This window comes from Adhaeribacter arboris (assembly GCF_003023845.1).
Classification (GTDB): domain Bacteria; phylum Bacteroidota; class Bacteroidia; order Cytophagales; family Hymenobacteraceae; genus Adhaeribacter; species Adhaeribacter arboris.
The window spans coordinates 4,816,075-4,841,853 of the sequence record NZ_PYFT01000001.1; the positions used below are offsets into that span (position 1 = coordinate 4,816,075).

General features: G+C 43.5%; 18 protein-coding genes. 5 read left to right on the plus strand and 13 right to left on the minus strand.

Translation table 11 applies throughout. The annotated features are described in order from the left end of the window. Positions 1–139 precede the first annotated feature (139 nt). Positions 140–2,536 carry a glycoside hydrolase family 95 protein gene (locus AHMF7605_RS19570; protein ID WP_233219193.1) on the plus strand — a complete coding sequence of 799 codons (2,397 nt, stop codon included), beginning with the start codon at positions 140–142 and terminating at the stop codon, positions 2,534–2,536. A gap of 202 nt (positions 2,537–2,738) precedes the next feature. Here AHMF7605_RS19570 and AHMF7605_RS31135 read toward each other — a convergent pair whose 3' ends face one another. From AHMF7605_RS31135 to AHMF7605_RS19590, 3 genes are all read right to left on the minus strand, one after another. Beyond that, positions 2,739–3,029 (minus strand): PIN domain-containing protein, encoded by a 291-nt coding sequence (locus AHMF7605_RS31135; RefSeq protein ID WP_106931726.1) that lies wholly within the window; start codon positions 3,027–3,029, stop codon positions 2,739–2,741. 284 nt (positions 3,030–3,313) lie between these two features. Next, positions 3,314–4,693, minus strand: a complete 1,380-nt coding sequence (locus AHMF7605_RS19585; RefSeq protein ID WP_199200269.1) for a M20/M25/M40 family metallo-hydrolase — start codon at positions 4,691–4,693, stop codon at positions 3,314–3,316. Between the two features lie 127 nt (positions 4,694–4,820). After that, a complete protein-coding gene (locus AHMF7605_RS19590) occupies positions 4,821–6,188 on the minus strand; it encodes an HTTM domain-containing protein (protein WP_106931727.1) in 1,368 nt (455 codons plus the stop codon). 202 nt (positions 6,189–6,390) lie between these two features. Between AHMF7605_RS19590 and AHMF7605_RS19595 the strand changes: the two genes are divergently transcribed. Next, entirely contained in the window at positions 6,391–9,249 is a 2,859-nt protein-coding gene (locus tag AHMF7605_RS19595) for a TolB-like translocation protein (protein WP_106931728.1), read from the plus strand. A 302-nt stretch (positions 9,250–9,551) separates the two neighbouring features. On the opposite strand, the gene AHMF7605_RS19600 is transcribed toward AHMF7605_RS19595, so the two are convergent. From AHMF7605_RS19600 to AHMF7605_RS19620, 5 genes are all read right to left on the minus strand, one after another. Beyond that, positions 9,552–11,429 carry a hypothetical protein gene (locus AHMF7605_RS19600; protein ID WP_106931729.1) on the minus strand — a complete coding sequence of 626 codons (1,878 nt, stop codon included), beginning with the start codon at positions 11,427–11,429 and terminating at the stop codon, positions 9,552–9,554. A gap of 332 nt (positions 11,430–11,761) precedes the next feature. Continuing rightward, the gene (locus AHMF7605_RS19605; protein ID WP_106931730.1) at positions 11,762–14,539 is read right to left on the minus strand and encodes a DEAD/DEAH box helicase; all 2,778 of its coding nucleotides are present in this window, start codon (positions 14,537–14,539) and stop codon (positions 11,762–11,764) included. 121 nt (positions 14,540–14,660) lie between these two features. Continuing rightward, a complete protein-coding gene (locus tag AHMF7605_RS19610) occupies positions 14,661–15,059 on the minus strand; it encodes a putative toxin-antitoxin system toxin component, PIN family (RefSeq protein WP_106931731.1) in 399 nt (132 codons plus the stop codon). Positions 15,060–15,107: 48 nt separating this feature from the next. Then, positions 15,108–15,395: a hypothetical protein gene (locus AHMF7605_RS19615; protein WP_233219194.1), complete on the minus strand. Its 288-nt coding sequence runs from the start codon at positions 15,393–15,395 to the stop codon at positions 15,108–15,110. A 320-nt stretch (positions 15,396–15,715) separates the two neighbouring features. Beyond that, positions 15,716–16,939, minus strand: coding sequence for a pyridoxal phosphate-dependent aminotransferase (locus tag AHMF7605_RS19620; RefSeq protein WP_106931732.1), 1,224 nt, complete (start codon positions 16,937–16,939; stop codon positions 15,716–15,718). A 446-nt stretch (positions 16,940–17,385) separates the two neighbouring features. Here AHMF7605_RS19620 and AHMF7605_RS19625 point away from each other — a divergent pair, with 446 nt between their 5' ends. Continuing rightward, entirely contained in the window at positions 17,386–19,200 is a 1,815-nt protein-coding gene (locus AHMF7605_RS19625) for a glycoside hydrolase family 3 protein (RefSeq protein WP_106931733.1), read from the plus strand. Positions 19,201–19,450: 250 nt separating this feature from the next. Here the strand turns inward: AHMF7605_RS19625 and AHMF7605_RS19630 are convergent, their stop codons facing one another. Both AHMF7605_RS19630 and AHMF7605_RS19635 read right to left on the minus strand, forming a co-directional pair. Further along, entirely contained in the window at positions 19,451–20,056 is a 606-nt protein-coding gene (locus AHMF7605_RS19630) for a hypothetical protein (RefSeq protein WP_106931734.1), read from the minus strand. Between the two features lie 140 nt (positions 20,057–20,196). Continuing rightward, positions 20,197–20,628 carry a cell surface protein gene (locus AHMF7605_RS19635; RefSeq protein ID WP_106931735.1) on the minus strand — a complete coding sequence of 144 codons (432 nt, stop codon included), beginning with the start codon at positions 20,626–20,628 and terminating at the stop codon, positions 20,197–20,199. A 238-nt stretch (positions 20,629–20,866) separates the two neighbouring features. On the opposite strand from AHMF7605_RS19635, the gene AHMF7605_RS19640 reads away from it, so the two are divergent. Beyond that, complete coding sequence (locus AHMF7605_RS19640; RefSeq protein WP_106931736.1) at positions 20,867–21,454, plus strand: histidine phosphatase family protein; 588 nt, start codon at positions 20,867–20,869, stop codon at positions 21,452–21,454. Between the two features lie 14 nt (positions 21,455–21,468). On the opposite strand, the gene AHMF7605_RS19645 is transcribed toward AHMF7605_RS19640, so the two are convergent. From AHMF7605_RS19645 to AHMF7605_RS19655, 3 genes are read right to left on the minus strand one after another with little or no spacing between them, the layout of a single operon-like run. After that, a complete protein-coding gene (locus AHMF7605_RS19645) occupies positions 21,469–21,942 on the minus strand; it encodes a hypothetical protein (protein WP_106931737.1) in 474 nt (157 codons plus the stop codon). Positions 21,943–21,965: 23 nt separating this feature from the next. Then, the gene (locus tag AHMF7605_RS19650; RefSeq protein WP_106931738.1) at positions 21,966–22,226 is read right to left on the minus strand and encodes a hypothetical protein; all 261 of its coding nucleotides are present in this window, start codon (positions 22,224–22,226) and stop codon (positions 21,966–21,968) included. Positions 22,227–22,261: 35 nt separating this feature from the next. Beyond that, complete coding sequence (locus AHMF7605_RS19655; RefSeq protein ID WP_106931739.1) at positions 22,262–22,453, minus strand: hypothetical protein; 192 nt, start codon at positions 22,451–22,453, stop codon at positions 22,262–22,264. 684 nt (positions 22,454–23,137) lie between these two features. On the opposite strand from AHMF7605_RS19655, the gene AHMF7605_RS19665 reads away from it, so the two are divergent. Beyond that, positions 23,138–25,711, plus strand: coding sequence for a hybrid sensor histidine kinase/response regulator (locus AHMF7605_RS19665; protein ID WP_106931741.1), 2,574 nt, complete (start codon positions 23,138–23,140; stop codon positions 25,709–25,711). Positions 25,712–25,779 lie beyond the last annotated feature (68 nt).

A 25,779-nucleotide genomic window follows, 5' to 3' on the forward strand; every position in this document is an offset into this window, starting at 1 on the left:
TTATACCTAGTGCTTGCTACCAGCTAAGGTTAGTATTCATACTAGTAAGATATTTCCTTGATCTATCCCTAAGAAGGGCTAGGTTTAGAAAGGCTTGCTTGGTAAATTCTTTAACAATTCATTTTTCATTTGCTCCATTATGATGAAACTTTGGTTTTTATTTTTCGGGTTCTTTTTAACTTCCGCGATTAGGGCGCAACCGCAACCCAGTTTAAAATTATGGTATACCAAGCCAGCTAATGCGCAGGCCGCCGAAGACCCGAAAAACGGCTGGAAAGACGACCCCGAATGGCTTAAAGCGCTACCGTTGGGTAATGGTTCGCTGGGGGCGATGGTTTATGGAGATGTGACGCGGGAACGCATTCAGTTGAACGAAGAAAGCATGTGGTCGGGTAGTCCGGACGATAACAATAATCCGAATGCTTTTGCGGCTCAGGCCGAAATCCGGAAGTTACTGTTTGCCGGAAAATACAAAGAAGCCTCCGCTCTCACCAGCCAAACGCAGATTGCCAAAGGCGAAGGTTCCGGCCACGGCAACGGGTCAACGGTTCCTTTCGGTAGTTTTCAGTTATTAGGCAACCTTTTTCTCGATTTTCCTAAAAATTTGCCCTACCAGAATTATCAGCGGGAGCTCGACTTGAATGATGCCGTGGTGCGGGTTAGTTATACGCAGAATGGCGTGCAGTTTAAGCGCGAGGTGTTTGTGAGCCAGCCCGACCAGGTAATGGTAGTACATCTTACGGCCAATAAACCAGGGCAACTTTCTTTTACCGCCCAACTATCCCGCCCCGAACGGTTCCGAACTTACGCAGAGAATGACCAGTTACTAATGGCTGGCAAACTGAGCAACGGCAAAGGCGGCGATGGACTAGCCTACCTGACCCGACTAAAAGCCAAAGTGAATAAAGGCTCGGTAAAGTACAGTGAGGCCGGGTTAACGATTCAGGGAGCCAACGAAGTAACGTTATTTCTTACTGCTTCTACGGATTATAAGCTGGAATATCCTGCTTACAAAGGTCGGAATTACGAAGGTATCACTCGTACAAATTTGCAAAAAGCAATGCAAAAATCGTATAGCCAATTGTTCGGCAAGCATTTGGCCGAGTACCAGCCTTATTTTAAACGGGTTTCCTTTAGTCTTAATTCCGGGGAAGACAAGCTCCCCACCGATGAAAGGTTAGCCGTTTTTAAAACGAACCCCACCGACCGGCATTTATACGAGTTGTTGTTTCAATACGGCCGTTATTTACTCATTGCCTCGTCGCGGCCCGGTACTTTGCCGGCCAATTTACAAGGCATCTGGACGAATAAACTACAATCGCCCTGGAACGGCGATTACCACACCAATATTAATATTCAGATGAACTACTGGCCGGCCGAGGTAACCAATTTGCCGGAAATGCACTTGCCTTATTTTGATTTGCTTCGGTCCCTGACTAAACCTGGCGCCGAAACTGCCCAAATTCATTACCACGCCCGCGGTTGGGTTATTCATCCGATTACTAATGTTTGGGGATACACGGCTCCCGGCGAAGAAGCTGGTTGGGGTATGCATACCGGAGCTACGGCCTGGTTGTGTCAGCATATTGGCGAGCATTACCGTTTCACGCAGGATAAAGTTTTTTTACAGGAACACTATCCGGTATTAAAAGCCGCCACCGAGTTTTACATGGATTGGCTGGTAGTGAACTCGCAAACCGGCAAATTGGTTTCCGGGCCGGCCGGATCGCCGGAAAATACATTTATTGCGCCCGATGGCAGCAAAAGTCAGATTAGCATGGGCCCCGCCCACGAACAACAGGTAATCTGGCAATTATTCAATGATTTTCTAATGGCTTCAAAAGTATTGGGTATTCAGGATGACTGGACCAAACGCATTACCCAGGCCCAGCAATCTTTAGCTGGCCCGCAGATTGGCTCTGATGGTCGCTTAATGGAATGGGCTAGTGAATTCCAGGAAGCGGAACCCGGGCACCGCCATATTTCTCATTTATTCGCCCTGCATCCGGGTAATCAGATTAACCTGGTCCAAACGCCTGAATTAGCCGCTGCCGCTAAAAAATCTTTGGATTACCGCATTGCGAAAGGGGGCGGCCATACGGGTTGGAGCGCTGCCTGGCTAATAAGCCAATACGCCCGCCTGAAAGAAGCCGAAAAAGCTAAAGCCAGCCTGGATGTAGTTGTAACAAAAAGCACGTCGCCTAATTTATTTGGCCAGCATCCGCCGTTTCAGATGGACGCCAATTTTGGTACTACAGCCGGTATTGCCGAAATGTTGCTGCAAAGCCACGTGCAAACTGCTTCGGGCGGCGTACTCATTGACTTATTACCGGCTTTACCAGCCAGTTGGGCCATTGGCAGGGTCAGTGGTTTAAAGGCGAGAGGGGGCTTTGAGATCACCATGAACTGGCAAAATAACTATTTGCAACAAGCTGAAATCCGCTCCGAAAAAGGGGGTGAAGCAACCTTACAGTATGGGGGAAAATCTAAAGTTGTATCCCTGCTACCCGGGCAAAAGCAGGTTATCCAATGGTAATCTGAAATTCCCGTAGAAAAAGAAAGATTGTACGCGGGTGTAAAGTACCTGACCAACCTCACCACCCCGGCAAGCATTTAACCCAGCCGGGTTAGAACAAGCGGCTACCTATATTCATGAGGAATTTCAAAAGCTAAGCGAACGGGTATCGTACCAATCATTTACGGTAGATGGGCAAACGTATAAAAATATTATCTGTACTTTAGGCCCTAATGAAGCTGAACGCGTTATTATCGGAGCACATTACGATGTTTGCGGCAACCACCCGGCACTGCCGATAATGCCTGAATATTCGGTAATAAGATTGAGAAAATTGACTTTCCGTTAACTTTGGAGCTTTAATTAGTTTACCTGAATATCGTTGAATTTCCTCCTGCATTAACTCAGGGCAGTAGAATTGAAATTCATTTTGTGAATTCAAGAGTAATTCTTCTATAAGTCTGTTAGCATTTAGCAAGGCACTAAATACAATATTCGTATCAACAATAATCATTTAAGAAACCGGTATTTATTTTCGGCCCACCATCTCTTTTTAGATTCATCGGCAAGATTATTTGCTTCACTACTGGCAGTTGCTTCTTTATATTGTAAATAATTTATAATTCGTTGTAAGCCAATAGATCTATATTAGAAGGTAAACGGATAATTATTTCATCATTAGTTCTTTCTATAGTCATAATCTAGTTTTACGAATTTAAATGTGACATTGTTCCCTTGTGTAAATTAACTTATTTTTAATACCTACCCGCTTAAAACAGGCGTAAAATTTAAAATTCTCTACCGAATTGGCTTCGGCACCACGGGTAAACTTTCGTGCCCTTCGGCGTCTACGGCTTGTACCGCGAAAAAGTAATTATCCTTGGAGTAGGGGAGCAGGACTTTGGTTTCGCTGACGTAAATTTTCTTCTGCCACATAGGCAGGGAAGTTTCCCGCATTAATATGAAGTAACCGCTTGGCTTTTTACCGGTAGCAGGCGCTTCCCAGTGCAATTCGGTTTGGTTAGTTAAATTGCTGGTTACAATTCCTGCATTTTCCGGCGAAGCTGGCGCGGAAGCCAGACTAGCTAATGTAGCTAAATTAAGTGCCGTATTTTTGCGTAGGTAATCGTAGTCGATATGTTCGGGGAAATCGCCGTAAGCAATGTTGTTTTCGGTGCGGACATTTTGATGTTGGTGTTGGTAATTTTCGTTCATCTCGCAAATGCGCACCGCAGTAAAACCAGCCTGGCTAAATGGGGTATGGTCGCCGCCTCGCAAAAAGCGGTCGGTACGGTAATTTAACACAACTTCTAATTGCGGAACATAACGCTCGCTCATTTCTTTTAGGTAACGGGCCAACTGGCGGCTGCGGCTGTCGTTTTCGCCGCCAATACTTTTACGCAAAGCGGCCATTTCTTCGGTTTCCAGAGCGGGTACGCCTTCACTAAAAATCCGGACGTGGGTATTATCGCGCAGGTTGGTTTCATCGGAAAAAGAATTACCAATCATGTCGTTGTTTAATAGGGCTACCAGGTTCCAGCTCTCTTTTTTAGCGCGTTCGGCTAAATGTTTGGCCCCGTATAACCCTTGTTCTTCGCCTTGCACAGCCACAAAAATAATAGTAGCCGGAAAAGTACGCGCAGCCATTATACGGGCTAATTCTATTACAGCGGCTACTCCCGAGCCATCGTCGTTAGCACCCGGCGCCTGACCTTTTACATCCATCACATCGGTGTTGCGGCTATCAATATGGCCCGAAACAATAAATATGCGGTTATCACTGGGGTCAGTGCCTTTTAAAGTGGCCATTACATTCGCCATCTCCACATCCGCCGGAATACGACGACCATCGGCTTTAACTAGGTATTTATCTTGCGTTACGGTTAAACGTCCTCCGGAAGCAGCAACAGCTTTTTGGAATTCGCTTTCTACCCAGTTCCGGGCGGCGCCAATACCTCGTTTTTTATCGGTGGTAGAACTTAACGAATGCCGGGTCTCGAAGCTAACCAATTTCCGGACGGTATTTTCCAGATTCTGAGCAGAGACCTCCTTCACCATTTGCGCAATAGCTGCATCTGGTCGCACAATTGTTTGAGCGCCAACCGAATAAGGAACGACTGTAATTAGAATTAAAGCGGCTGAAAAACGCGCCAAAGAAGAAAGCCAGTTATATTTCATGAAAAAGGAATAGAATACCAGATTGAGTATGTACGGCCATAAAGGTAATAGGCTGTACTTTATTGAAGGAATTGCTTTAACAAAACATTTTACAACTTGGGAAAAATTGGTTTTGGCAGGTATTCCCTTATTGTGCATACGGTAAAATCCAGGAAGCGTGTTTATAAGGCTCCCAGGGAACGGCGGCTAAATCTGTTTTACTATCAATGAAAGTTTGATAAGGCCGACCGTTGAGGCTGGCTTGCGCAAACGCGAAAACCTGCACCTGTTGGTAGCCTTGTTTTTGGTAATGCTGTTTCAGAAACTGAGCAAATTGCCAGATTAAATCGGGCCGGACGGGTAAAACGCTGGCCTGTTTAGAAGTGAGGAATTGCGTGGGATAAACGGTTTGGCTCTGACCGGTAAGTGGGTTACGTACTTCAAAGTAAATAGTGCCGGTTTTAGCGCGTAACATCATTTGCCAGGCCATCCGATGCCCTTCTTCGGTCCAATGTACATCGCCGGGAATAAACCAGTGCCGGATAGGTAATAGTAACTGAATTATAAAGTATATAGTGAGTAAGTAAAAAATGGGTGGCGTGAACGAGTTTGTCGGTACCGCGTTCGGTTGAGTATCCGTTACCGACAAGGCTGGTTTTTTACGGAAAAATAGGCGACGGATGGTTTCTGGATTAAAAAAGAATACCGATAAGGCAATGCCTATGTACGGAAAAACACCTACCTGAAATACCGTTGAATTAAACAGATGAAAAAAAAGTGAAGCGATAAAAGCCCACTTCCGGGATTTATGCCACAACAAAAAAGGAGTAATGAATAAATCGAACAAGATACCGCCGTAGGCAATGAATACCTGTAACTCATGTTTTTGTAATAGCGGTCCGATTAGAGAGTAATGTGCTTTTACACTAAACCACAATTTAATGGGCATGGCTTGTAGCCAATCGGGGTATATTTTAGCAATGGCGGCAAACGTATACACAATCCCAATCTGAGCGGCAAATATAGCCAAACACCACCGCGAGCAAGTTAAAGAGCGAATAGCCGCATTCCGGCGGGTATCCCAGGAGGCATAGGCATTTGCCGGCACCAGCAACATTAAAAAGCAAAGCAAAATTATTAAGTAATAATGATTATTATAGCTAACCTTTTGCATGAGGTAGGTGGCCCACCACAATAGCATATAAGCCGCCAGACTAGCCCGGTAATATATTCCAAATAGAATCAGCAGCCCAAGTATAGCCATTAACCCGTAGTAATAATACATGCCGTCGCCGGGCAAGGGTTTTAGCCACTCAAAACCGATAAAAGGCAAGTGTACCGTGGGTTCGATAAAATTGCGTTTCACCCAGCCGGTAGCAATGGCTCCGCCTGCTTCCAGGGCGAGCAGCAAACCAAAAAATAACCGGAAAATAATTAACGGGCTATTATCAACCGGCTGACGCAGCCAGGTAAGTAAATGAAACCTAACGGGGGAAATAGTAGCGGTTTGCGCCATAATTTTAATGCATCAACTTCGGTAAAAATGCCAAAATTTTAAATAAGCTGAAAGATGCAGATTTAGTAATATAGAAATAAAATATTATCTTCCACCGATGCTTTTCTTTACGGGGTAACTCTTTTTTAACCCGATTATTGCAGAAGAAAAGTAACAAAAATCCCGAGTATTTTTAATTTTACACCTACGTTATTCGCCTACTATGCCTATTTGTACTTTGCTTCTTACGCCGAAGCGCAGTGTATTACTAGTGTTTGCTTTTTTCTTAATTACGTACGTTGCCCAGGCCCAATTAAACACCAACCCACCCAATGTTTCGTGGCGACAAATTAACACCGAAAAATTCCAGATAATTTTCCCTTCTGATTTTGAGAAGGAGGCCCAACGCGTGGCCAATACCTTGCAGTACTTGCACGCACCCCTATCGCGTACCTTGGGCCGGGAACCGCGGCGCTTGCCCCTTATCTTACAGAATCGCAACGCTATTGCCAATGGCTTTGTTACCCTGGCGCCACGCCGTTCGGAGTTTTATACTATGCCTACTCAGGATTATACTTTGCTGGGTACTAACCGCTGGCTCGATTTATTAGCGGTACACGAGTTCCGGCACGTGGTACAATACGACAAAGCCCGGCAGGGAACTTCTAAACTGGCTTATTATCTGTTTGGCGATTATGGTTTATCGGTAGCAAATAACCTGGCTTTACCTAATTGGTTTTGGGAAGGCGATGCCGTTGGTACCGAAACCGCTTTTACCAGCAGCGGCCGCGGCCGTACGCCTGATTTTGATTTATTATACCGCACTAATTTATTGAGCGACCGGAATTACTCGTACAACAAACAGCATTTAGGTTCTTTTAAAGATCCTGTACCCAACCATTACGTACTGGGTTATCATTTTACCACCTATGGCCGCCGGCATTATGGTCCTGAGTTCTGGGGGAAAGTGGTAGACCAGGCGTCCAGCCGGTTTTTTGTGCCGTTTATTTTTTCATCCGCAATGCGCTACGAAACCGGTTACCGACTGCCCGCCAATTACCGCCGGATGCAACACGAACTCGATTCGCTCTGGACCCAACAAGCTAACCAGATTAAACCAACCGAAGCTACTACCATAACGAAACGGATAAATTCTACCTACACCCATTACGAATTTCCGCAGGAACTTTCCGATGGCAGCATTGTAGCGCTAAAATCTGGCTTGGGCGATTATCCGCATTTTGTAAAAATTGCAGCCGATGGACAGGAAAAGAAATTGTTTACTCCCGGCCCGATTAACGGAAATGCTATGCTATCGGTAGCTCAAAATAAAATTGTTTGGTCGGAGTACGAGTTTGATCCCCGCTGGCAGGTCCGGACGTATTCGGTTATTAAATATTTTGATGTAACCACGGGTAAACAACACGTATTACAACGCAAAACCCGGTTGGCCGCTCCTGCTTTTTCGCCGGATGCCAGCAAAATAGCCGCTATCGAAACCTCACTGCAAAATGACTACACGCTGGTAATTCTGGATGCAAATACCGGCCAGGAGTTACAACGCATTCCGGCTCCGGAAAATAGTTTTATTTCCATGCCTCGCTGGGCTCCGGATGGTAAAAGTATTGTGTTGCTTCGTACCGCGCAGGGGCGCCGTTCCATCAGTTTGTTAAATATTGAAACAAGTACCTTTACCGAATTACTAGAACCTACCACCGAAAATATTGGCCACCCGGTACTAGCGGGAAATTACGTTTACTTTAATGCCCCGTACCTCGGCATTGAAAATGTTTTTGCCCTGGATGTTACTACCCGTAAACAGTTTCAGGTAACGGCCCGTCCGTTTGCCGGTATCAATGCGGTTGTTAGCCATAATGGGAAGCAAATTTTATTTAATGATTTTACCAAAACTGGCTACGATGTAGCCCGAATGGAAAACAACCCCGCTGCGTGGATACCGTTGGAGCAGGTGCCGGATATCCGGGTAAAGTATTACCAGCCTTTAGTAGAGCAGGAAGGTAAGCCGAATATTTTAACCGAAGTGCCCACTAAAGTTTATCCCGTTCAGCCTTATTCTAAATTCAAGCATAGTATAAAACCGCACAGCTGGGTACCGGGCCGCGATGTTATCAATAATACCTTAACCGCAACTGTTTTCTCGCAGGATTTGTTAAGCACTACGCTTACCAGTTTGGGATATACCTATAATGTAAACGAAGAAAGCAGCCGGGCTTTTGCCGATATTAGCTACCAGGGTTTTTATCCGATTATTAATCTTACGGGAGCCGTGGGGCAGCGGGCCGAAGTGGAAGACGATAGCCTTTCGTACGGCTGGAGAGAAAATAGTTTAACAGCCGGATTGCAGTTACCTTTAAATTTAACGCATTCCCGATATAATGAAACCTTAACTTTAGGCGCTTCGGCCAGCCTCACCAGTATTGCGGGTTACGAACGGCCGCGGCAAGCGCTAACGGAGCAAAGTAACGGCGCTTTACGCAGTGTGCAGTATAGTTTGGCCTATAACCGGGTGTTTACCACCAGCAAACGCGATTTAGCCGGACGATTTGAACAACGTTTGGCCGTAAATTATTTTCATACTCCTATGGGCGGCGATTACCAGAGTAGTTTATTAGCCGCTTCGGTTCGTTTGGCTTTTCCTGGATTATTTAAACATCATTCGTTCCAGATCGGGGGTAATTACCAGCAGCAAGGAGTAGAAAATTACCGGTTTGCCAGCACCCTGGTTTTCCCGCGAGGTTATCGTTACCGTTCGCATCAGAACTTTTCCAGTGGTTTCGTGCAGTATAAATTACCCTTATGGTACCCCGATTTAGCTCTGGGACCCATACTGTATTTTCAACGGTTAAGAGGCAACGTATTTTTTGATTATGGCCGCGGTTGGAGTACTAAAACCGTTTACCAACCAAATAAACGGTATCAATCAGTAGGAGCTGAGTTAGTTACTGATTTTAACATTATGCGCTTAAATAGTATTTTATTAAATGTGGGCGTACGGGCTTCCTATTTACCAAAAGAGAAGGATTATGAGCTAGAGTTCCTGGTGTTGGATTTAGGTTTTTGATGGAATTAGTAAGTATGGTTGAATATAAAATTAAATAACCAGGCGTAAGCAAATAGCGGGTATTTTATTACCCGTTATTTATTCATTATCAGGAACGACACTGATAAATTTTTGCGTGAGTCCTGTTTGCATCGCTATAGCAAGGTACATTGGTTCGCCCGGCCGGAGGCCTCCCAAATAGTAGCCACGAGCGAAGACGCTCGCACCAGAGAAGAGATTCCTTTCTTATTAAAGGACAAAATGCTAAATATTTTCCATCTTGTCTCGTTAGTTCAACTGTTCTTTTATTTATTGAATACTAATTAACTTGCTTCCTTAAAATCAATCAGATACCCAAATTTTTTTAGATAATTTTTTACTTTGCTGATGCTGGTTCTGGGAATAATCACGTGATACATTTCGGCTTTGATAATGTGTTTTTTCAGGAAAGCATCGCTGGCCACCAGCCGGATTAATTCTTTATTATTAGGTAATTCAAAAAGCTGGTAGTTAGCATTAAGCGCGGGTAAGGCTACGTTTCTTTCCTGAACTGTAGCAAAAAAGTCTTGCCAGAGCGGCGGCGGGTTGGCCGAAAGCAATTGCTTAAACATGTTTAATTTAGCAGTTACGTCCAGGCTGGTGTTGCAGTCGCCCAGCAAGGTTTCATAATCTACTTTAAACAAATGCTCGCCGGCTTTGCGGGCTACTTTATCCAAAATGGTAAGGAGCGGCTGATTGGTGCCAGTATAGGAAATAAACAGGTGCTGCTCGTCTAAAATAATTTGTTCATCCTGGGTAACGGGAGCCACGTAGGTTTGGGTTAAGCCGCACACGTACGCGCCCAAAGAAGTCAAGCGCACCGCTTGCAAGCCATCGAACACCGAAATATACGCTTTTTTAAAATTTCCGGCTTCTGGGTGAACGGGTGTTCCAAAGGCTACATCTACCAGGCCAAAAGTGGCGAATAAGTAAAAGGTACCCCGCAGCAGTGGCTCGGTAAGCAGAGTACGGTAGTAAGCGCGGTACAAATAGTTTTTAGTCTTACCATAATCCCCATCCGATTCAAAATACACGTTGTTATAAGCGGCGTAGTCGCGTACTAATTCTAAAGGTAGTTCCCGGTACAAAGCGTATTTCAGCAGATTATCCGCTGCTATCCATTGCCCGAGTGGCAATTGCCGCAGCAGCGAAAATAAGCCCCGGTTCACCTCCGGATTGGTTTCTACTTTATTAATGCCTTTCAGGTGAAAAAGCACGGCCGCCGACGAAAACTGAGATTTTTCGTAGAGTTGGAAGCCGCGTTTAATAAAAGCTACCGGGTCGTCGTACGTATCAAATCCTTTGTGTTGCAGGGCTGATAACATTTCGGCCATAAAACGAGTACGGATACTGGCAGCGTATTTATCTGTATTGTCGGGGTAAAATTCTTTAATGCCGCAGTATTTCCGCATTTTACTAACGGAGGCTACGTTTAATAAACCCGATTCCGAAACGCTTAATTTACCTTGCTGCAAATACGATAAGGCTACCGGTAATTCCGAAAATAAACTATCATGGCCGGTGTAAAGGTGCGTACCAGGGTTTTCCGGCAGCGGTATAGGCACCAGGTCGAACCCAAAAGAAGCCGGAATAAACTTTTTGAGCCGGGCATTAAGCGGCCGCGGGAAATAAAGAAAATGCAGGTAAGACGTCTCGTTTTTAAAGTTTCGGCCCGAGTACCAGTACGAATAACTCCGGGCAGTAGCATCGTCGCGAAATAGGCCGAACAGCGGGTTTAATTCGGCACTCGGATTCGGGTAGGAAGTTTCGAGTTCCTGGTTCGTATAGGCTACTTTCGTGTTAAAAGCTTTTTCCAAGCTTTCGTGGCTCTGCCCACCTTCCCAGATTATTTTATCTATAACTGCCGGCAGGGGGTCGGGCAGAGCTGCTCTCATTTTCCGGAACAACTCGCCGTGCTCGAAGAACGGCACCAGACACGCCATCAACTCTGATTTAGACGGACTAGGTTTTTGCGAATAAGGCGGCACATGATACTGGCGGCATAAATCGGCATTATTTAAAATAAAACTGCGCAAGAAAACTTTGAAAAACGGGTAAATGCTATCCTTGGTATAAGTCGCGCTCACTACTTCCTGCAACTCCCGCGGACTGAGTTCATCAGGCGTTTCCGTTCTACCGGTTATTTGAATAATTTTCTGCATTTATAAAGCTGGCTGGCAATTGTATGATTGTACGTATATTTTGATAAACGCTTGAGACTCTTCAAAACCGATATATTTTGAAAACCTACCAGATTTTTATAAATATTAAAAATAAAAATTTTATAACGCGAATGTCCTCGCTCGTGTTTTTTATTGTCCGGCTTCTAGTGGGTAGGACTAGGCATAATGCTTTGATTTACTGGTTATTCGTTCGCCCGGCCGGAGGCCTACCGGATAGTAGGCACGAGCGAAGACGCTCGTGCCAGCAGTATTTTTTTAATTTAAAGCAACCTTTCAACTTTTCAACCTTCTAACCTTTCAACCGGCAACCTTCAAGCGCCCAACATAAATTCTATGTCGTTTTCGCTGAGCGATTTAATAGAAGCGCTGTCGGAGGCGATGATGTTGTCGAAAAGTTCTTTTTTCTTTTCCTGTAAGAGCCTAATTTTTTCTTCGATGGTGTTTTTGGTAATTAAACGGTAGCTGAACACGGTTTTATCCTGACCAATGCGGTGCGCGCGATCGATGGCTTGGTTCTCGGCGGCAGTATTCCACCACGGGTCGAAGATGAAAATCATGTCGGCGGCCGTTAAGTTCAGGCCCACCCCGCCGGTTTTTAAGGTCATCAGAAAAACGCGGCACTGCGGGTCTTGCTGAAAACGATTGACTCTTTCCTGGCGGGTACGGGTAGACGTAGAGCCCGTCATTTCCACGAAATCAATGCCGGCCTGGTTCAAATCCTGCCCGATCAGCTCCACACCGTTTAAAAAATTCGTAAATACCAGCATTTTATGGCCGTTAGCCGCCGCATCCAGAATGTTTTCCAAAAGAGCTTCGCGTTTGGCCGAGCTTACTAGGTTATCGCTTTTACTTTCGGGCACCGAGGCAATTTGCCGGAGTTCCGTTAAAGCCTGTAAAATAAAAAACTGCGATTTCTGGATGCCTTCTTTCGTAATCTGGCTTTTGAGAAAAGTTTGGTAATAACGTCGCCGTTCTTCGTAAAGTCGCTTCTGTTCTTCCGACATTTCCACGAATAAGGTTTGTTCGATTTTACTGGGCAGTTCTTTTATCACGTCTTTTTTTAGGCGGCGCAAAATAAACGGGTAAACTTTGCGCTTGAGTTCGGCGGCTACTTCTTTATCGCTGTTTTGCTGAATGGGCAAAGTATAATAACGGTTAAACTCGTCGGCGGAGCCGAACATAGCCGGATTCAGGTAGCGAAATAAGGCGTATAATTCGGTTAAATTATTTTCGACGGGGGTACCGCTCAGGGCCAACCGGTGTTGCCCGTTGAGCAGCATCACGGCTTTCGAAACTTGCGAATTTAAATTTTTGGCGTTCTGCGACTCGTCGAGGATGGTGTAATAAAATTCCTGTTCTTTAAATTTCTCGATATCGTTGCGCAGAATGGCGTAGGTGGTTAAAATTAAGTGGTGCTTTATGGCTTCCTCCAGGTCGCGGGTAGTAGCGTAATACGTGTACGAGGTAAGCGCCGGATTAAATTTACGCAACTCGTTTTCCCAGTTAAACAATAAACTTTTGGGCATTACGATTAACGAAGACTTCTGCTGCGCCGGATAAACCGTCGACAGCATGGTAATGGTTTGCAGCGTTTTTCCTAAGCCCATGTCATCGGCGAGGCAGCCGCCCAGTTTGTGCTGGTGCAGGTAAGCGAGCCATTTAAAGCCTTGTTCCTGGTAGGGCCGCAGTTGCGCCTGCACGGCGGGCAATTTTACTTTTTTCTTTTTTAAATCGTTAAAACCCTGAAACACGTCGCGCGATTGGGCAAAATACTCGTTGGCTACTTTTTCTTCGAGCAGTTCTTCTACCAGGGGCAAATCAAAAAACGAGAGCTTTACTTTGTCTTTCTTTTTCTTAAAAAGCCGTTCGAGCCGCTGAATGTATTTTTCGTTGAGAATGGCCTGCGTACCGTCGGAAAGTTGGATGTAGCGATTTTTGTGGTATTGCTGAATGACATCAAAAAGTGAAAACTTTTGTCCTTGCAATTCCAAGGAAACATCACCTTCCAGGAAATCAATGCCGGAACTTAGCATGAGCAGCAACTTGGGCTTTACCGCTGCTATTTTGTACGATTTTAGTTTTTCGGCCCCGAATACCTGGTACTTGTGCAGCAAATACGGCAATTGGTCCCGCAGAAAATCGCGGGCTATCGGTTCCGGAATCACGAGCAGGTTATCTTCCTGGTAAAAACTTTGTAGGGCTTTCTTAGATTTGGTTTTACCAATTACCAAACTTACCACCTCGTTCACTAAATCGGCGTAAGGTTGGTAAGCTACTTGCCGCACGCTAATCGTATTTTCCAGGTCGTTAACGCTTACAATTTTATCGGCTTCGTACTGCTCCAGAAAATCTACCTCGAAATTGGGCAGCACTTGGGTTACCCGCAGGTACAAGGCATTATTTTCGTCTATTTTTTCAAAAATAAGCGTGGGCTGCGGTTGTATTGGTTCCGTAACAGCAAGAGTTTGATAGTCGCGGTACTGCACCATTACCTCCGGGAAAGACGAAAAAAGTAAGGACAAATATTTTTCTAAATCAGGAGCCGGAACCGGCGCTTGAAACAAGGGTAAATGCTTAAAATTACTGCCCAGCGGTTTTACCTGGTACATGTGGTTCCCGCTTAATAAATAACTCTCGCTAATGAGTTGCCAATTGGTGAACTCCTGGTTTTCGTGTTGCAGAATTACCTGGCCTTGCAACGAATTCTCCCCTTCTAGCCGCACGATTATTTTGCCTTCGCCGGGAGCGAAGCGCAGATTTTTGCCTTGCTCATTTACCAGGTTATCGCACTGGCGCAGTTGCCACAACAAAAAATCGTAATCGGCAAGGTATACTTGGTCGGGGCTTTTTTCCCAGTCAATTACAAAGCTGTTTTTCTGCTGAATGGTTTCCAGCGCCCGCAATACTTCCCGCACCGGGCCGCTGTATTGCCGGTAATCAACAGCAATTATTCTTAAATTCCGGTTTACTGTTTCCAGGTACGCGCCGTACTCATCGAACAAGATTTGAAAAAATAAATCTTCGTGATTCCGTTCTTTCCGGTCGAAGGCTGGTTTCCGCTTCAGTTGCTCAAACGGCGGGAGGGACATGGGCAATGTTTCGTTTAATGATAAGCGGTAGTTGGTAAGGAATACGCAGGAAACGTAGCTGGCGTTTTTACTATTGTGCCTAGCGGGGATTTAAATCCCCCGCTAGTTAATCTTATAGATTTTATTTGCTTTCAACTTTTTTTCTTTCTTGTTGCTGGTTTAGCAATTGCAGAAACTCCTCAATAGTAAGTAAATTAACTTTAGGGAAATCTATTTGAGCCAGCACTTTGAAATGCTGATCATTGCTTATTAAAAAGTCGGCACCGCTTGATAAAGCTGCATCGACGTATTTATTATCATCTGGATCATTATAAATGAGTTTCCATTCGTAATAAATGTCTATTTTTCTCACATTTTCCAGATTTAGCAGCATTTCTGCAATATTGGTAGCAACCAGCGCATTTGTTTTAGATTCTATAATTTCCGTGTATTCGGATAAAATGTCGTTGCTAATAAAAAAAATATATTCACCAGCTATAAGTAACTCAAAGATTACTCTGTATTTCGATTTTTTAGGTATGGAAACTAAAAAGCATTAATGTCCAGGATAACTTTCATTTTACTAGACTTATCCTTTCTTTCTTAAATGTTCATTAACCCATTGTTCCATTGTTTCGTTAGACCATCCCTGCTGTTTCCATAATTTATCCATTTCGGTACTGGCAGTTTCAGCAAAGTATTTCCCAAGTATACTCTTAATATCTTTTAACTGACTTTCCGCTAAGTCATAGTGGAAAATCTTCAATAGTTCTAACTGTAGGTTAGTTAATTTGCCCGATGTATTCATTTTTGCAAAAATTTTAAAGATAAATACGGTTTTTTCTTTTAAAGTTACTGCAAATGTAACTCTATCCACTTTCCATCTTCGAATTTCTCGAATGTACTCCAATCAGGCCGTCCAGCATCTTGGCCTTTAACTCTTACCGGATTGATCCAATCGTGTTGACAATTTCCCATAGGGTCGGGAATTTGTTGCCATTCCGTAGATTCTACCTGATATTTGTCTTCGCTTGATTCTTTCGCTTCTGCTACACTTTCAAACCATTCATCCTAGGTTGCATGAAATCTTCCATTTTTTTATAGCCAAATAAGTAAACGCCTTCTCTTGATTCATAAATCATAAGCCTTTTAATTTCGGAGCCTGCTTTATTTACTTTCGCTATAAGTCTCATCTTATCATCGAATTTTAGCTATTCCTTCGTAATCTTTCAGGAAAGCAGCCATTTTATTTAAGGTAACATTTAGTTCTTCTACGGTAGGTAAGTACACTACCCGGAAATGATCCGGATAGGGCCAGTTAAAGCCGGTGCCGTGCACAATAAGAATGTGCTGATCTTCGAGTAAGTCTAAAGCAAACTGCATATCATCCTGAATGTTAAACTTCTGGGTATCCAGTTTCGGGAATAAATAAAAGGCGCCTTTCGGTTTTACGCAGGTAATTCCCGGAATAGAAATTAACTTCTCGTAACAGGCATCGCGTTGTTTGCACAAACGGCCGGTAGGTAATACTAACTCGTTAATACTCTGGTAACCTCCCAAAGCGGTTTGAATGGCAAACTGCGAAGGTACATTGCTGCACAAACGCATGCTGGCCAGGGCCGTTAAACCTTCAATGTACGACTTTGCCCGGTGTTTGGCGCCGCTCACAATCATCCAACCCGCCCGGAAACCGGCCGCCCGGTAATTTTTAGATAAGCCGCTAAAAGTTAAAAACAAAATATCATCCGAAAAAGACGCTACTGAATGATGCACAGCGCCGTCGTATAAAATACGGTCGTAAATCTCATCGGAGAAAATAATCAGGTTGTGGCGTTCGGCAATGGCTACCAGGCGACGTAGCACCTCTTCGGAGTACACCGCTCCCGTGGGGTTATTCGGGTTTATAATCACCAAACCTTTGGTGCGGGATGTTATTTTACTTTCCAAATCTTCTAAATCCGGGTACCAGTCCGCCGATTCGTCGCACAGGTAATGCACGGCTTTGCCGCCGGCCAGGTTTACCGAAGCCGTCCAGAGCGGATAATCCGGGGCCGGAATTAAGATTTCGTCGCCGTTGTTGAGCAAGGCTTGCATGCTAAGCAGAATAAGCTCACTAACCCCATTACCAATATAAATATCGTCGATTTTTACTTCGGCAATGCCTCGGCGCTGGCAATCGTGCATAACCGCTTTGCGGGCCGCGAACAAACCTTTTGATTCGGTATAACCCTGGGCGCGACGCAAATTTATAATTACATCGTGAATAATTTCGTCGGGCGCCTCGAAGCCGAACGGCGCGGGGTTGCCAATGTTTAAACGGGTAATTTTATAGCCTTGCAGCTCTAATTCCATTGCTTTCTCGAAAACGGGGCCGCGAATTTCATAAAAAACGTTGTGCAGCCGGTTACTCTTCTCAATCATAAGTTGCCAAAATTTGGGCTTAAAGTTAAAAGAAAAATCAGCCCGGAAAGGAATTTAAAAAGTGCGAAGTTGTAAGTGCTTCAGTATAAAGGTTTTTGAACCATATTTTAAGTGCAAAAACCCCAATCTCGCTGAATTTATCTCGCTAAGCTGTTAACTGGTTTTGTGTAAATTAAAGCGAATGGGAACCGCAGCCAACTTTAATAGCTTAACAAAAACGACAATTAAAATCAAAAATCTTGATTTAAGAAATAAAATTGGCTTGTATATAGTAAAATGTTTATATTAAGAGAATAAATTACAATTAGCGGAGAAACAATGCTTAAGTAGTGGGGAAATAAACTCATTATAAGTTGAATTTGTAACACTAGCTGCTTAAAAAAGGTACACCTGCTTTAAAACCGATACTTCCGCTGAATGGAACCTCCGTCTTAAGTTTGAATTTGATGTCTTTTTCTAAAAATTACGCTTCCGTTTACCAACATTTTCATTTACTGTTTTTGGGGGTGCTTTTGTTGGCCGTTTCGCTTTTGAGTTCTTGCCGCGAAAAGGAGCAGCCCGCTCGTAAAGTAGTTTTTAAAGCGCAAGAAGTAGATATAGAAGATACCATTAAATACCCGAATGCCTTAATTACGTCGTTGCACCGCAAAAACCGTTGGGTCGATTCGGTGTTCCGGCGGCTCACGCCCGATGAGCGCATTGCGCAGCTCATGATTGTGGAAGCATTTTCGAATAAAGGCAAAGAACACGAAGAAGATGTGCTGCACCTTATCCGGAAGTACAAAGTAGGCGGTTTGATTTTCTTTCAGGGCGGTCCGGTGCGACAAGCTAAACTCACCAATAAATTCCAGAAGGCCAGTAAAGTGCCCCTGTTAATTAGTATGGATGCCGAATCGGGCATTGGCATGCGCATGGACAGCGCCATTCAGTATCCCTTGCCCATGTTACTGGGCGCCATTAACAACGATAGTTTGATTTACCGCATGGGCGTGGAAATTGCGATGGAATTTAAACGGCTGGGCATGCACCTGAACTTTGCGCCGGTGGTAGATATCAATAATAACCCGGCTAATCCGATAATTGGTTACCGGGCTTTCGGCGAGAATAAAAACGACGTTGCTTCTAAAAGTCTGGCTTATATGCTGGGTATGCAAAGCGAAGGCATTATTGCGACGGCCAAGCACTTTCCGGGACACGGCGACACCAACATTGATTCGCACCACGATTTACCCGTAATACCCTATGGTCGGGACCGTTTGGACTCACTGGAACTCTATCCGTTCCGGGAAATAATAAAGGCCGGGGTGGGCGGAATTATGGTAGCGCACATGCACTTGCCCAAGCTCGATTCCACTTCAAATCTGCCATCTACTCTTTCCCGGCCTATTGTTACCAATCTACTAAAACAAGAACTTAAATTTGGCGGCTTGGTAGTGACGGATGCTATGGTAATGAAAGGCTTAACGAAGTATTTTAAACCCGGTGAGGCCGAAGTGCGGGCATTACAAGCCGGTAACGATGTGCTGGAACGATTAGTGAGTGTACCCAAAGCTATTGCCGCTATTAAATTAGCTATCCGGCAGAACCGACTATCCCAGCTCGATATTGACCGTCGGTGCAAAAAAATACTGGCAGCTAAATACTGGGTTGGCTTAAACCATTACCAGCCCATTGTAATCGACAGTTTATACGCTAATTTAACCTCTTCCCGAGCTTACGAAACAACCCGGCGCTTGGCCGAAGGTTCCCAAACCCTGTTGCATAACAAACGCCATATTATTCCCTTAAAACGCAAGAAGAAAGTAAAATATGCGGTTTTGGTGGTAGGTGCTTCGCGCCCAACTTTCTTTCAGAAAAAGCTGGGAGAATTTATGCCAGTGGAAAATTTTGTATTACCCCGCCGAAGCGATAAAAAGGCCCGGTTGATTCTACGCCGCAAGCTGAAGAAATACAAACAAGTAGTAATTGGGTTATACGGACCCAATATCCGGCCTAGTAATACGCTCCTGCTGAGTAAAGACGAAATAACGCTGGTAAACGAACTGCTGGACCAGAAGCGATGCTTGGTAGTATTATTTGATAATGCTTACACCCTTACCGAACTAAAAGAAATCCGGAAAGCAAATGGCTTAGTAGTAAGTTACCAGCAATTATTGCCGGTGCAGGAAGCGGCGGCCCAACTATTAGCTGGGCGCATTAGCGCCAATGGTAAACTGCCGGTAACGGTAAACGAATATTTTCAATACGGCGACGGCTTGTAGAATAAGTAATAGGTTTTAAGTTGTAGGTTTTACGTTTATAAAACCTTGTATATAAGTTATGACAGGAACGTGCTACGGCACGTTCCTGTCATATAATGGTTAAGGGTTTGAGTTATATCCGATTAATAGCACTTCACAGTCGCCCAGCACGAAAGTAATTAAAAAGCAGAAAAAGAACGGGATTCATGTCGCCAGTTATAACTTAACCCTTGTGTTAGCAGCAGGCGTTCTTATTTTTACGCCAATACTTCTACCACTTTTTTCTATTCTCAGAACTCCTTACCGATGATTCATACATGAATTCACCATTAAAGTCAATTTTATGTATTCTAGTGTCAATGTCTCGGATTTCAATGTAATTATTATGGACTTTGAAGCTATCACCTATACTGTCGTCCAATGCAATTAGAACATCCCTGAGCCCTCTTTGCCAAAGTATGTTTCCGCCTTCGTCCAGCCGAGAGAATTCTAGTTCGCCATGAATAATTAAATTATCATTTACATTGAAAACTCCGAAACATGTAGCTTGGTCGACTTGGGTAATCCAGTTAAGTTCCAGATCCGGAAGAGAAATACTAAAGACTTTATTAGCACAGCAAACTAGAATATTATCATTATAAATGACTGCAGAATTTTTGTGAACGGTTGTTGCTCCTGCTACAGCGCATACAACGGCACTTTTATAAAGCTGTTCCTCCTTGAAAATCTTTATTCCATGATTGCTTGAATTATAATTAATAGCTTCATCGTCATCAAAAATTATGTCATAATTAAAAAGATTATCTGCCGAACCAATTTCAAAAGTCGGGTCGTTGATAATTTCAATATTATAATCTTCAAATAACAGGAGGAGCATAGTAGTTTTGTATGTTAGCTTTTTTACGCTTTTCGCTAATTTTAGAAATATCCTAAATAGTAAAAAGATTAAAAGAAGATGTACCCAGACACGCTTGATTTTGTATGGGGCAGGTTTAACCTACATCATGCAGGAGAGGATTAGTTTCCGTTATCGATAGCGGCATCGGCTTCTTTCGCCTCTTCTTTTATTTTAGCTTTAGCATTGCGCGCTCCTTCTTTCAATTTACCGTCGGCTTCCTGGGCTTCTTGCTTTAGTTCGGCACCCGCTTCTTTCGCATCTTGCTTTATATCCTGACCGGCTGCTTTTAAATCAGCGCCTACTTCGTTGGCGGCGGCTTTGGTTTCGGCGCTGGTGGCTTCGGCCTGGTCTTCTATATTATCGCCAGTTTCTTTGGTATCACCTTCCACAGAAGCATTGTTGGCATCTTCCGCATCAGTAGCACTTGAGTTTTCCTGTTCCATTACTTCTTCATTGTTTTCGGCTGCGGTCTCCGTGCTTTTGCTTTGGCAGGCAACAAACGAAAACGCCGTAAAGGCGGCGATAAAAGATAATTTGCTTAGCTTTTTCATAGTTTTAATTCTTCGTGCAAACTTATTTTGGAATGTATACGCATTTACTTCGGCAGGTTGTGGAATATTTTTAAATTACTGCTGTAAAAAGCATCCGAACACAGACAATAATCCTGAATTTTTAAAAAGTGTAGCTAATTGAAAACCCAATAGAGCCTAAAAAAGAAAGAACAAAAAGAATAATAAACTCTGGGTACTACTCCACGTTTTAAGCCAGACACTTAGGTTATTGTTACCCATGGACCAACCGGCTACCCAGCATATATTTTTGATCAGGCACCAACGGCCCAATGTATCTAAAAGCGGATTTTTCAATCAGAAACAAGCGCACCAATTTTTAAAAAATTACGATACCAGCGCCATTGAGCAACTCGTAACCAAACCAGCCGGTTTGCCCTACGAACACGTTACGCAAGTATTTTGCAGCAATTTGCCGCGGGCTAAACAAACCGCCCGGGCTATTTTTGGCCCCGGGGTAACATTAATCGAAGATGCCTTATTCAACGAGTTTCAGCGCCAGGTATTTCGGGTACCAAAAGTTAAATTTCCGATAAAATTCTGGCTGTACGGCGCACGTATTTTGTGGTTGTTGGGATTAAACAACAAAGGCCTGGAAACTTTTGGCCAAGCCAGAAAACGCGCATACCAAGCGGCCCAGAAATTAGCGCAACAAGCCACAACGGACGGGAAAGTAGTGCTGGTAGCACACGGTTTTTTAAATTTTTTCGTGCAACGGGCCTTAAAAAGAATGGGTTGGCGGGTAGTGCGCGCCGATGGCGGCGGTTTTCTGGGAGTTACGGAGTTGGTGAAATCGATTAAGGAATAGTTTTAAATTCTACCTTATTCGTAGCTATTTTTAACTTTCATCTCATAATTGCCAAGCATATTTTTTAGCTCATTTGCTTGGCTTTCCGTTATTGTTCCTTCTTGTTGTAAGGCAACAATGGTATCGGTTACATAATCATATTCATACTTATTTTTTATTTTTCTTCTTTTTAAAATAGCGGTTAAAGGGTTTTTTCTTTTAAAACCAAGCCCTTCTTCTTTTAACCTTTTCCAGAACAATTCTACGGTTTCGTCCTTTCCTTCCTGAAAATAGATAAATACGTCATTCTCCAGGGATTTTAAACTCTGCAGATTTTTAAATTCGGGTTCTGAATGTAAGCACAGTTCCTTGAAATAGAGGTAAACCGTAACAAAATGTTCTTTTTGCTTCTCATTGAATCCTGCTGGCCAAACTTTTTCCACACATTCTATTGCCATGTCAATCGCTTTGGCTAATGCTTCAGATTCAGTTTTATAATTTCTTTTCATTTACAGGAACAGGCCGTAAATACTTAACTCCGCCATACTTTACCTTTTAAATCCCAGTGGCTCGATTCAATTTGGTCGGAGTTAAGGAAGCGTTTAATGGTGCGGACATAGCGTTCACCGGTTATAGCCCCATCGGGGCGGCGTTTGCCAATAAACAAGGTTACCGGTTCACCCAGTTCGTTGGTAATAAACGTTAGATCCAAGCCCCGGTAGGTATCGTCCAAGCGGCTGTTCGGGGCGAATCGCTTGTTTAATTTTTCGGCCAGTTTTTTATTTAAAGGCATGTAATTTTATTTGAGTAGGAAGCACTACCGAAAAATCAGACTTGAGTATATTCCTGAAAAATAAGCAAGGCTTCCTCATCCGAAGCTTCTACTACTTCATCAATTACGTACTGAATTTCTTCTTCCGTCCAGTTGGCTTTTTCGGCCGCTTTCACAAATACGTCTAAAGCTTTAAACTTGCCCGCTTCAAGGGGTAAAATAGCCGTTACTTTCTTACGGATGCGCATATATGCAGGTACTAAAACAAGAAGTTAAACACGTTATTTGCTTTTACGATTGCGTCGCGTCCCGGTTCAGAAAGAAAGGCGGAGCTTTCCATAAACGGCGCTCTATTTTGTTAAGAGGTTTACTGTTTTACTGCTATATGCTGCCTGAACGTAACAAATCCGTTACATTTTATTTGTTAAGTAATGTATTCATTTTCCGGGATACATCGGCTAATCGCCTTGCCTAATGAATATGAGAAATTTTTTGGCAACACACACATCTATCAGGTTAAAACGCCTTATGATTATAAGTTAAAACGTTTTTATTTTGTTGGAGGAAAGTGAATTCAAATACGGGGTGAGGAAGAGTTAATAAATTATCTTCTCCTAGAAAGAATTATTTTTGAAAAATTTTTAGAATAATACAAACAAATTTGTATTTTATTGCTTATTACCTACATTAAAGTAAGTTGTTTATAATAAGCTAGTTTGCTTCTTAAGTAAATTAATTAAATTTGCCAGGTTAATATATAATAATTTAATAATATTATTATATATTAATACTGAAATACCTATTGGGCCGTTATATAAATTAAGCTAAAAAGCAGTTATTCATTTTTATATAGTCAAATATAATAAAAGGCAGATAGCACTTAAGTAACTTATTACTAGGTTACAAAAACGATTAAGCACTAAGCAAGCAGGATGGCCAAATTTACCGATAAATTTTTCTTGCAATCTATTCGCCGGAAGGTAATTGCGGCGTTTTTAATAGGCGCCATTGCCATTGGCCTGGCCTGGATAGTAACCCGGGTTGGCTTTGAGGAAATGCTTTCCACCGTAAACAAATTATCTACTCCCAACGAAAAATTAAAGGTAGTCAATACGCTTTTTCGCTCCATTACCCAACTCGATCAATTGCAACGGGTGCAAGCGATAAAAAACCCGGATAAACCGTACGCAGCTTTTAAAAAAGGGTCGGAATATTTAGTGAAAACATTAGATACGTTGCGGAACCTGAGCGCCAACAATCCCTTGCAGGTACAGCGACTGGACTCTATGCAAACTATTTTGCGCTCCCGCGACAAACTCTTTTTAAGTTACCTGAAATTACGGAAAGATTTAGTGCATAACGAAGCGCTTTCTAAACGCATTCACGCGGTGTCTAACTACATTGCGAAAAACAATAAACCTAAAATAGACACCAGTATCGTTATAACCAACCAGCGATACGTAACTACCACTACCATACCTACCGCAGATTCATTGGTTCATCCGCCGGTAAAGAAAAAACAAAGAAAATCATTTTTCGGGCGCTTGTTTAGTAGCCGCAAAACCGAACCTCTGCCACCCGCGGTTAAACAAGTAGAAGAAGAATTAAAAATACAAGTAGATACCTTAGCCGTAGCCAAACAAGACAGCTCCATCTGGAAAATTCAGAAAATGATGCGCCGCATGGAGCGGGAACAACACCAACGTACTACCCAACTTTTGAACCGCGAACTGGCTTTGGTAAATACAAATAACCAATTGCACACCCAATTACTAGCTATTTTGCACGTAATAGAGGCCGAAGAAATTCATTTGGATAGGCAAAACAGTCAGCAAGCCACCGAAGTAGTGCGGGCCAGTATCAGCCGGATGAACAGTATTATGATCATTTTCTTTTTAGTGGCGGCTTTTCTGGCTTACCTGATTTTAATTGATATTGCGCGCAGTCATAAATACCGGAAACAGCTAATAGCCGCTAAAGAAGAAGCCGAGCACCTGGGTCAGGTGAAACAGCGTTTTCTGGCCAATATGAGTCACGAAATCCGGACGCCTTTGCAGGCAATTATTGGCTTTGCCGAACAGGTGTATCAGCAGCCGCAACCTAAGCGGGAGGCTCTGGAAGCTATTTACCGTTCGGCAGAACACCTGTTGCAAATTGTGAACGAAGTGCTCGATTACAGCCGTATTACTTCGGGGAAATTTACGTTTGAACAACAACCTTTTAACGTGCAACAACTCGTTTCCGGGGTAGTAGAAACAATGCGTTTGCCAGCCGAGCAAAAACAATTAGCGCTAGTTCTGGAAAGCACTATTCCGAGTACCTTATTTGTTTCCGGCGATGCTTTCCGGTTGCGGCAAGTGCTTTATAATTTATTGGGCAATGCCATTAAATTTACCCAACGGGGTCGAGTTACTTTGCAGGTGAGCTGTATGCCTGTCCGGAAGGCTATAGAAATTACTTTTGCTGTCATAGATACGGGTATTGGTATTCCCAATTCAGAGTTGGAACGTATTTTTTACCTTTTTGAGCAGGCCGATGCTTCGGTAGTGCGTACCCACGGCGGTACGGGTTTAGGTTTAAGTATTGCTAAAACGCTGGTAGAAGGTCAGAACGGTAGCATTGAAGTGAGCAGCGAACCCGACGAGGGCTCTTGTTTTGTAGTAAAACTGCCTTTTATGCCGGCTCTTGCTCCCGTGCCGGAACCAGCACTAGTAAGTGCCAGTAATCAATCCATTAAAGCTATTACGGCGGGTAAGCCCAACGGTAAAGTACTGGTAGTAGACGATGATGCCTTTATCCTGCGCCTCTGCGAGACTATCCTGAACAAATACGGAATAATTAATACCTGCACCGCCGATGCGAACGCGGTTCTGCACCAGACCTGGGATTCCGACATTAAATTGGTTTTATTAGATATCCGGATGCCGCAGATAAATGGCTTGGAGTTATGCCGCGAACTGCGGAAAAAGCTGGGGAAAGAAGTAAAAGTGGTGGCTCTAACCGCCCAAGCGTTGCCCGAAGAACGGGAAATTATTTTGGCCGAGGGCTTTGATGGAATCTTAATGAAACCTTTCCGCGAGCACGAATTACTCACCTGGATTCATTCCCAAAATATTACCGGTGCAGCTTCTCCAACTCACTCCTTCTCTGAACCTGATTTATCTATGTTAATTAAGATAACCGATAACGATGAGGAACAATTGCGGATTATTCTGAACCAGTTTATTTTAGATACGCAGCAAGATCTGGAGAAATTAAACCCGTATTTAATAGATTGTTTACCCAAACCAACCAGAGAAATAATTCATCGCTTAACCGGACGAATCGGGCAGGTAGGTGCTAAAGAATTAGCGGCAAGGTTCCGGACATTAGAAGCCGCCTTAAACCAACAACAACCGCTCGAACCCATGCTTCCGGAATTAGAAATTTTGCAAAAAGAAGCAAAAGAGTTGGTAAGAAAAATTCACCTGAAAGTGAAAAGCCTGGAAGAAATTATGGTGAAGTAAATTTTAACTTAAAAGTCCGAAGGTAAGCCTCTGTTTTTGCATCAAAAAAGCCATTGTCAGTTGAATGT

Excerpts from the sequence above, each read along its gene's own strand:
- AHMF7605_RS31135 (WP_106931726.1), bottom strand. The coding sequence starts at position 3,029 with ATGATTATTGTTGATACGAATATTGTATTTAGTGCCTTGCTAAATGCT.
- AHMF7605_RS19570 (WP_233219193.1), top strand. The coding sequence starts at position 140 with ATGATGAAACTTTGGTTTTTATTTTTCGGGTTCTTTTTAACTTCCGCG.
- AHMF7605_RS19645 (WP_106931737.1), bottom strand. The coding sequence starts at position 21,942 with ATGAAAAGAAATTATAAAACTGAATCTGAAGCATTAGCCAAAGCGATT.
- AHMF7605_RS19625 (WP_106931733.1), top strand. The coding sequence starts at position 17,386 with ATGTCTTTTTCTAAAAATTACGCTTCCGTTTACCAACATTTTCATTTA.
- AHMF7605_RS19595 (WP_106931728.1), top strand. The coding sequence starts at position 6,391 with ATGCCTATTTGTACTTTGCTTCTTACGCCGAAGCGCAGTGTATTACTA.
- AHMF7605_RS19620 (WP_106931732.1), bottom strand. The coding sequence starts at position 16,939 with ATGATTGAGAAGAGTAACCGGCTGCACAACGTTTTTTATGAAATTCGC.
- AHMF7605_RS19590 (WP_106931727.1), bottom strand. The coding sequence starts at position 6,188 with ATGGCGCAAACCGCTACTATTTCCCCCGTTAGGTTTCATTTACTTACC.
- AHMF7605_RS19655 (WP_106931739.1), bottom strand. The coding sequence starts at position 22,453 with ATGCGCATCCGTAAGAAAGTAACGGCTATTTTACCCCTTGAAGCGGGC.
- AHMF7605_RS19630 (WP_106931734.1), bottom strand. The coding sequence starts at position 20,056 with ATGCTCCTCCTGTTATTTGAAGATTATAATATTGAAATTATCAACGAC.
- AHMF7605_RS19640 (WP_106931736.1), top strand. The coding sequence starts at position 20,867 with ATGGACCAACCGGCTACCCAGCATATATTTTTGATCAGGCACCAACGG.
- AHMF7605_RS19635 (WP_106931735.1), bottom strand. The coding sequence starts at position 20,628 with ATGAAAAAGCTAAGCAAATTATCTTTTATCGCCGCCTTTACGGCGTTT.
- AHMF7605_RS19650 (WP_106931738.1), bottom strand. The coding sequence starts at position 22,226 with ATGCCTTTAAATAAAAAACTGGCCGAAAAATTAAACAAGCGATTCGCC.
- AHMF7605_RS19600 (WP_106931729.1), bottom strand. The coding sequence starts at position 11,429 with ATGCAGAAAATTATTCAAATAACCGGTAGAACGGAAACGCCTGATGAA.
- AHMF7605_RS19585 (WP_199200269.1), bottom strand. The coding sequence starts at position 4,693 with ATGAAATATAACTGGCTTTCTTCTTTGGCGCGTTTTTCAGCCGCTTTA.
- AHMF7605_RS19605 (WP_106931730.1), bottom strand. The coding sequence starts at position 14,539 with ATGTCCCTCCCGCCGTTTGAGCAACTGAAGCGGAAACCAGCCTTCGAC.
- AHMF7605_RS19665 (WP_106931741.1), top strand. The coding sequence starts at position 23,138 with ATGGCCAAATTTACCGATAAATTTTTCTTGCAATCTATTCGCCGGAAG.